The following is a 7,329-nucleotide window of genomic DNA, read 5'->3' as shown; positions in this document are numbered from 1 at the left end:
GAATAGGTTCATTATAGCGATTCATGCGCACACGAAAAACCCCGAGTGAGGCACTTTTTTCAAGTGTCCATCATTCGGGGTTCAGTTCACACGTCGCGCCAGCTGGCCTCTTTCTTACATATCGATTGAGTTATATCCAGCCTCACTTCAATGACGCAACCTCGATTGGAACCGCTCGACCTCGTCCGTCATGATGGCGTCGACACCAGTCATGTCCGGCAACTCGCTCGGATTGTTGATTGTGTAGAGGCGAAGCAACCGATTCTGTTCGCGAATCGTCGCCGCGTCCCTCGTCCCGATAAACTTCGGTTGGGCATGGACCGCCTCGGCTCCGACCCGTTCGACGAGCTCAATCAAGTGCGGATGACCGTCCCCAGTTAAGACGGCGATTCGCGCCTCGCGGGCGACGTCCCGCAACCGGACGAGCGTGTCCGGGTTGAACGAGGAGAAGACGACACGCTGCTCGAGCTTGAACTCGGTGACGGCGAGCCACGTCAAATACTCGATTCCTTCATAATCAAATTGATCTGTCTTCAGCTCGATATTGAGCGTGACGTCGGACGGTTCAATCAAGACGAGTACTTCCTCGAGCGTCGGGATCCGTTCCCCGCTCTCCGTCCGGAGCAAGCGAAGCTGTCGAAGCGTCATATCTTTGACGAAGCCGCTGCCGTTCGTTGTCCGGTCGACTGTCTCGTCATGGATAACGACGAGGCGTCCGTCGCGCGTCAATTGGACATCGAGCTCAATGCCGTCGACGTGAGGTAACGCCGCCTTGAACGCACTGATCGTGTTCTCCGGATACTTGGCGCTATAGCCGCGATGTGCGTAAATCAACATATCATTGCCCCAAGGTGGAAGTCGTCTCATCGGCCGCACGCTTCAACGCGTCCTTGACCGAAACACCTTGATACAGGCTCTCCATGGCATTGACGACGCTTTGGCGGGACTGCGGGAACGTCGAGATGAGTGCGCCTTGTGTCGCCGGTGAAGCTTTCGTCTCGCTCAATTGATCGACTGTCACTTTCAATTGCGGATACTCAGCCCACATCTCTTTGACGACCGGCTCGTCATATGCTTCCGGGTTGATGGCGAAGTAGCCCGTCTCGACGTGCCACTTGGCCTGTGCTTCTTTCGATGCCGCAAACTTCATGAACTCCCATGCACCCTGTTTCGTCTCATCAGCGATGCCGTCACCCATCCAGAGTGAGGCTCCGCCAATGATGACACCTTCCCGATCAGCTTCGTTCGGGACCGGTAAGTATGACGCCCCGACCTCGAAGTCGGCGTTGTCCGCGACGGTGCGAATGCCGGCCGACGAGTCGAGATACATGGCAACTTTCCCTGATTGGAAAGCGGCACGCATGTCGTCCCAGTTTTGACCGACGTTCATAAACGTCTTCTCGTCATACATCTCTTTAATCAAGTTGAAGGCGTTCTGCCCCTCTTCCCCATCGAAGACAGCTTTCGTCGGTGCCCCGCTACGGCCATTGTCATTGTCGACATAGAGCCCGCCTTGCGCGGCGACGAGTTGCTCGAAGAACCAACCGTAGTTGAGCATCGTGAAGCCGGTCTGCCCGTCGGTCGTCAGTGCCTTCGCAGCTTGCTTCAGTTCGTCATACGTGCGCGGCGCTTTCTCTGGGTCGAGACCCGCTTTTTCAAACGCGTCTTTGTTGTAGATGAGCACCGGTGTCGAAGAGTTGAACGGCATCGAATACTGCTTGCCGTCGACTTGGTAATAGCTCAAGATGTTCTCTTCCCAGACGCCCGTATCGAAGTCCTCTTTGTCGATGAACTCCTGAACCGGCGTGATTTTGTTCGAGTCAATCATATATTTCGTGCCGACCTCGAACGTCTGCATGATGGCCGGTGCGTCCGGTGACCCTGCGACGGCGTTGAACTTCGTGAGCGCCTCTTCATACGTGCCTTGGAACACCGGTTTCACTTCATAGTCGTCCTGTGACTCGTTGAAAGCGTCGACTTGGTTGTTGAGTGCGGTCTCTAAGTCCCCGCTCATCGCGTGCCAAAACACGACTTCTGTCTTCCCATCCGTCGTCGTGGTCGCCGCTGCCTCTTCCGCTTCTTGACTGCCACATGCCCCGAGCAATAACACCGAACTGGCCAACCCTGCGAATAATGCTTTCTTTTTCATGAACGTTTCCCCCTATTATTTGATCGCACCTTGCGTCAAGCCTTCCTGTAACTGCTTTTGTCCTGCGAATAACAGCATCAGCGTCGGGATGATGATCAAGATGACCGCCGCCATGACGACACCCCAATCCGAGGCGACCTCGTTCGACTGCATCTGCTTAATCCCGATTTGCACCGTGCGGGCCTGCTCCGTGTTTGTCACGAGGAGCGGCCATAAGTACATGTTCCATGTCGTCAAAAAGCTGTATACCGACAGGGTGACGAGCGGCGTCTTCGACACCGGCAAGACGACGTTCCAAAAGAAGCGGAAGCGGCTGATGCCGGCGATTTGTGACGCCTCATACATCTCGTATGGAATCGTCTTGAACTGTTGCCGGAGCAAAAACGTCCCGAACGCGAGCGCGAAGAACGGCACCGACAGCCCCCAAACCGAGTTGAGCCAACCGAGCGACTGGATTGTCAAGAAGTTCGGTACCATCGTCGCTTCCCAAGGCACCATCATCGTCGCGAGGAAGAGCATGAAGATGAGCCCTTTCCCTTTGAAATCGATGAAGACGAACGCGAAGGCGGCAAGACTCGATAAGACGACTTGGCCAACCATGACGATGAGTGCGACGACGAGACTGTTCCATAAATACGTTATGAGCGGGATGCGCTCGAACGCAGCGACATAGTTGTCGAACGTGACGTCACGCGGGATGAGGTTTCCTTTTAACACCTCACTCCCGTCCATCAGACTGATTGAGAACGCGTAGGCGATCGGGAACAGCATGACGACGGCGCTCAAGACGAGGAGCGTATACGTGACTACTTTCCGGAGTGTCATTGGTAATGCACCTTCCTTTCGACGAGCTTGAACTGGAGCCACGTCAATGTCAGGACCGCGAGGAACAAGAGCACGGCCTGCGCACTCGCCCCGCCGACGTTATAGTTGATGAACGCATCTTTGTAAATGGCGTAGACGATGACGTTCGTCGAGTTCGTCGGCCCGCCTTTCGTGAGTAAATCAATCTGCCCGAACGTCTGGAACGCGTTGATGAGCGAGATGATGCCGACGAAGAAGAGCGTCGGAGACAGCATCGGAATCGTGATGGCCCGAAGCTGGGTCCAATATCCTGTCCCGGCGATGTCCGCACTCTCGTAAAGCGTCCGGTCGATGTTTTGTAGGCCGCCGAGGAGAATCAAGAACGTGAATCCGATGTTCATCCAGACGGTTGCGAGCGACACCGACAGGAGCGCGTACTGCGGGTCGAGGAGCCACTGCACCCCGCTTGCCCCGACCGCTTCCAAGAAACGATTGAAGATGCCGATCGACGGGTTGTACATAAACATCCAGATGACCGACGAGGCAGCGACGCTCATCCCCATCGTCGCCGAGAACGCCGTCCGGAAGATGCCGATGCCGCGTAACTTCTCATTGGCGAGCAGCGCGAGTCCGAGCGCGATGACGATTGTGAGCGGCACGGTCAACAGGACGAAGCCGACCGTCGCCTGAATGCTCTGCCAAAACGAGGCGCTCGTGAACAGTTTGGCGTAATGCTCGCCCCCGACATAACTGAGCGGCGTTCCTTGTGTATCCGTTTGAAAGAAACTCAAGTAAATCGTCCGGAACAGCGGATAGACGAGGAAAATCCCGAATAGCGCGATCGACGGGGATAAGTAGAGTAGCCCGCTCGTCGCGTCCGATAATCGAGTCCGGACGCGTTGTCTCGGAAGGGCAACCGTCATTGGAACACCTCCAACGCCTCGAACAGTTTCGGTTGCCGCGGTTCAATACGATTGCCGTTCGTATCAAACAAAGATATCTGTTTCGGGTCGACGTGACAGGCGATTTTCTCCCCGATCGACAGCGGCCATTGTCCCGGCCATTTGGCGAGCCATTCGACGCCGCCCATATCGAAGGCGAGAATCGTCTCCGTGCCGAGCACCTCGACGTTCTTCAGCTCGGCATAGAACGTGACATCCTCTTGCGCAGGCGTGATTTGTTCCGGGCGGATACCGAGCGTCGCCGTGTCTTCTCGCGTCAGCGTGTTCGGATGGAACAGGCGTCCGTCCGAGGCGGCCCAACCGTTGTCCGTCCGTTGTACCGGTGTGAGATTCATCGGCGGTGACCCGATGAACGAGGCGACGAACGTATTCGCCGGCTTATTGTACAAATCGAGCGGTTGACCGACTTGTTGGACTTCACCATCGTTCAACAGCATCATCCGGTCGGCCATCGTCATCGCCTCGACTTGGTCATGGGTGACGTAAATCATCGTCAGCTTGAGCTTCCGTTGCAGCTGTCGGATCTCCGAGCGCATTTTGGCCCGAAGTTTCGCGTCCAAGTTCGAGAGCGGCTCGTCCATGAGGCAGATCGGTGACTCGGTCACGATGGCTCGGGCCAAGGCGACACGCTGGCGCTGTCCGCCTGAGAGCTCGCGCGGCTTCCGCATCAAATAGTCGGTCAGTCCGAGCGCCTCGGCCGCCGCTAGGCATCGTTCGCGTTGCTCGAGCTTCGTCAGTCCTTTCGTATGTAAGCCGAACGTGATGTTCTTCTCGACGGTCATATGCGGATAGAGCGCATAGTTTTGGAACACCATCGACAGCTGTCGTTCGCTCGGTTTCAAGTCGTTCGCGGCGACGCCGTCGATGCGGAGCGTCCCGCTTGTGATGGACTCAAGCCCGGCGATCATTCGCAACATCGTGCTCTTGCCGCAGCCCGACGGTCCGACGAGGGCGAAGAATTCACCGGCCTCGATGGTGACGTCGATACCGCGGATGACTTCTGTCTCGTCATATGCTTTTTTGATGTTCTGCAGTTGAATCGATTTCATATGATTTCCTCCTTCATTCCTTGCGACGCCCAGAGCCGCTCGTCCCCGGTCGAGACGGCGAACGCCCCATGAGACAGTGCTTCATGCACGTGAATCGGCTTCCGGATCATCCCGCCCGTCACGATCGGCAGCGAGACGTGTTCGGCGACATGTTCGATGACGCTCGGGATCAGGCCCGGCATCAATTCGAGCGCGTCCGGCTGTTGGTCTTTCGCCATCTTGATGCCTGACGAGATGGCGTCCGAGTCGACGAGAAACAGACGCTGCACCGTCATCAGTCCGGCCCGTTTGGCATGTTGGATGACAGATGCCTTCGTCGTCACAATCCCATCGGCCCCGACCCGTTTTGCCAAATAGTCGATGCCGTCCCGGTCGAGGCTGATGCCGTTGATGCGTTCGGCGTGCAGGAACACGGTCCGATTCTCCTGTTTCAAATGGGCGACGTAGCGGTCGAGTGTGCTGAGCGTCCCCATCATGAGGAACGTCGTCGTCACGTCCGATTGCAGGAACTTCTCGAGTTGTTTCGGTGATTTGATGGATGCGATCATCTTCTCTTGTCCGATCGTGCGCAGCGCTTCATTCACTTGAATCATCCTTCCCTAGAAAAAAGGACCAACAGAAACATGACGTCACGGACGTATGGGCTTCTGTTGGTCTCTCGAATGTTCTACCAGTTGCTATTCACTTGGCATGTGGGGTCTCACAAGTCATATCGTACCGGATGAATGTAAAGCGGTCGTGAAGGACGTGCAAAAGTTTGTGAAGACGACGTAAAAAAAACGACTCATCATGAGTCGGTTTTGTAAATTCATTCGACGATACAAGCTCATCCTTCAGGCGCCTCCGTTTATAAAGAGTCAGTCTGGGCGAGCGTCTGTCTCGCCTTCGCCAAAATGTCGGCTTTGACGGCATCATCGCGGCCTTGCCAGTTGCGAACCATCATCTTCATGCGCTGGTTCTTCGCGAACCGCTCCTCGTGCTTGTCGATGAAGTTCCAATAGAGCGCGTTGAACGGACAGGCATATTCTTCCGTCGTGTGTTTTGGGTTGTACATGCAGCCTTTGCAGTAGTCGCTCATCTTGTCGATATACTTGCCCGAGGCGATATACGGCTTCGTCGCCAACTTCCCGCCGTCGGCATGGAGCGCCATCCCGAGCACGTTCGGCAACACGACCCAATCGTAGGCGTCGATATACATCTCGTTGAACCAGTCGCTCGTCTGCTGCGGTGACACCTCGAACAGCGTCGCGAAGTTCCCGAGCACCATGAGCCGCTGGATATGATGGTTGTGTGAACGCTCGATGACCGGCTTTACGCTCTGATGGACGCAGTGCATGTCTGTCTCGGCGTCCCAGAAGTAATGCGGCAAGTCGCGCTTATGCTTGAACGTGTTGACCGACTCGTACCCCGGCATCGATGCCACATAGACGGCGCGCATATACTCTCGCCAACCGAGGATTTGACGGACGAACCCTTCGACCGAGGCGAGCGGTGCGTCCGACTCCACCGCCGCTTGGACGACCTCATCCGGAGTCAGCAGTCCGACGTTGATGGCTGCGGACAACAGGCTGTGTGACATCTCTTGATTGTCCGACAACATCGCGTCTTGATACGGACCGAACGTCTCGAGTCGCTCCTCAACGAACCGTTTCAATGCCCGTCGTGCCTCACTGCGCGTCACCGGCCAAACGAACGGCGTGATGTCCCCCGGATGGTCAGCGAAATCACGATTCACTTTTTCGATGACGTCTTTTGTGATCGCGTCTGGTCGGAAATGAATTGGTGCTGGGAATGTCAGCCCGTCTTTCGGTGGCTGGCGGTTGTCCGCATCGAACGACCATTTTCCACCGCGCGGTTTCCCATCCTCGAGCAATATCTCAAACCGCTTCCGCATTTGGCGATAGAACCTGTTCATCCGCCATGGCCCGCTGCCGAGCGTGTCGACCGCTTCCTGTTTCGTTAAATAGAAGAGTGGTACGTCCGAATGTTCGACGAGCTTGTGTTTTTGACCGAACTGTTTCAGTTTTTTCTCCATCGCGGCGTCGGTGACGGCCGTGTAATGGATTTCTTCCGGTTCATATCGTGTGAAGTGGTCGTCCCATGAGCCCTGGAACGAGTCAGCCTCGTGATAGTCGACCGTATAGCCTTTGTCGCGCAACTCCTCGGCGAAATGACGCATCGCCGAGAAGATGAGGACGAGCTTCTGTTTATGGTACGGCCGCCACATCGCCCGGGATGTCGCCTCGATCATCACGATGACATCATCCTCCTCGATGTGTCTGACTAGCTCAAGCTCGTGTGACAACTGATTGCCGAAAATCCAAAAGGAACGCATCGATTCAACTCCCCTCTTAAAATGGTTATG

7 protein-coding genes are annotated in these 7,329 nt (G+C 55.8%); all 7 read right to left on the bottom strand.

Annotated features, from left to right (window positions below; all coding sequences use genetic code 11):
• Positions 1-147 precede the first annotated feature (147 nt).
• Positions 148-837: a glycerophosphodiester phosphodiesterase gene (locus KNP72_RS12735; RefSeq protein ID WP_214719380.1), complete on the bottom strand. Its 690-nt coding sequence runs from the start codon at positions 835-837 to the stop codon at positions 148-150.
• A 1-nt stretch (position 838) separates the two neighbouring features.
• Complete coding sequence (locus KNP72_RS12730; protein WP_214719378.1) at positions 839-2,149, bottom strand: ABC transporter substrate-binding protein; 1,311 nt, start codon at positions 2,147-2,149, stop codon at positions 839-841.
• A gap of 15 nt (positions 2,150-2,164) precedes the next feature.
• On the bottom strand, positions 2,165-2,974 hold the full coding sequence (locus KNP72_RS12725) for a carbohydrate ABC transporter permease (protein ID WP_214719377.1): 810 nt from the start codon (positions 2,972-2,974) through the stop codon (positions 2,165-2,167).
• Positions 2,971-3,876 carry a carbohydrate ABC transporter permease gene (locus KNP72_RS12720; protein ID WP_214719375.1) on the bottom strand — a complete coding sequence of 302 codons (906 nt, stop codon included), beginning with the start codon at positions 3,874-3,876 and terminating at the stop codon, positions 2,971-2,973. Before KNP72_RS12720 ends, KNP72_RS12725 begins: the two co-directional genes overlap by 4 nt.
• Positions 3,873-4,964, bottom strand: coding sequence for an ABC transporter ATP-binding protein (locus KNP72_RS12715; protein WP_214719374.1), 1,092 nt, complete (start codon positions 4,962-4,964; stop codon positions 3,873-3,875). The genes KNP72_RS12720 and KNP72_RS12715 overlap by 4 nt, the downstream gene beginning before the upstream one ends.
• Positions 4,961-5,557: a glycerol-3-phosphate responsive antiterminator gene (locus tag KNP72_RS12710; RefSeq protein WP_214719373.1), complete on the bottom strand. Its 597-nt coding sequence runs from the start codon at positions 5,555-5,557 to the stop codon at positions 4,961-4,963. Before KNP72_RS12710 ends, KNP72_RS12715 begins: the two co-directional genes overlap by 4 nt.
• A 254-nt stretch (positions 5,558-5,811) precedes the next feature.
• A complete protein-coding gene (locus tag KNP72_RS12705) occupies positions 5,812-7,299 on the bottom strand; it encodes a cryptochrome/photolyase family protein (protein ID WP_214719371.1) in 1,488 nt (495 codons plus the stop codon).
• Positions 7,300-7,329: the final 30 nt, after the last annotated feature.

The sequence above is a fragment of the Exiguobacterium sp. s152 genome, from assembly GCF_018618335.1.
GTDB lineage: Bacteria > Bacillota > Bacilli > Exiguobacteriales > Exiguobacteriaceae > Exiguobacterium > Exiguobacterium chiriqhucha.
This window is presented reverse-complemented; position numbering and strand designations above follow the sequence as displayed.